Below are 743 nucleotides of genomic sequence, written 5' to 3'. Positions count from 1 at the left end.
AGTTCACCGAGATTCTTCCCGCTCAGCAGCGCATGAACACCGGCTGGTACAAGGGCACCGCCGATGCCATTTTCCAGAACATCGACATTCTCCGCGCCCATCGACCGCGCTATGTGATCATCCTGGCGGGTGATCATATTTACAAAATGGATTACGGACAGATGCTTGCCGAGCACGTCCAAAGCCAGGCCGACATGAGTGTCGCCTGCATTGAGGTGCCGCTGGAGGAAGCCAAGTCCTTCGGTGTGATGGCCGTCAACAGCGAGGATCGTGTCATCGCCTTTACCGAAAAACCCCAGGACCCGGTCCCCATTCCTGGCAATCCCGATCGCGCCCTGGCAAGCATGGGTGTCTACGTGTTCAATACCGACTTCCTCTATGAACAGCTCATCCGCGATTCCGACAGCCACGACTCTACTCATGATTTCGGTAACGACCTCATTCCCTACATGGTATCGCGCTACCGGGTAATCGCGCATCGTTTCCGTAATAGCTGTATTTCCAGTTCCGAAGGAGGTAACAGCCGCTGTTACTGGCGGGATGTGGGCACAGTGGATGCCTACTGGGCCGCCAATATCGACCTCGTACATGTCACCCCCGATCTTGATCTTTATGACAACCGCTGGCCGATCTGGACCTATCAGGAACAATTACCGCCGGCCAAATTCGTGTTCGACGACGAAGGTAGACGCGGTATGGCACTGGACAGCATTGTTTCCGGCGGCTGCATCATCAGCGGCGCC

The 743-nt window shown here is 55.9% G+C and carries 1 protein-coding gene; it reads left to right on the top strand.

The features are described from left to right. On the top strand, window positions 1-743 hold a 743-nt coding region (locus tag HF921_RS13215), incomplete at both ends, for a sugar phosphate nucleotidyltransferase (protein ID WP_264318213.1).

It is taken from the genome of Acidithiobacillus ferriphilus (genome assembly GCF_018854775.1).
Taxonomy (GTDB): Bacteria; Pseudomonadota; Gammaproteobacteria; order Acidithiobacillales; family Acidithiobacillaceae; genus Acidithiobacillus; species Acidithiobacillus ferriphilus.
This window is presented reverse-complemented; position numbering and strand designations above follow the sequence as displayed.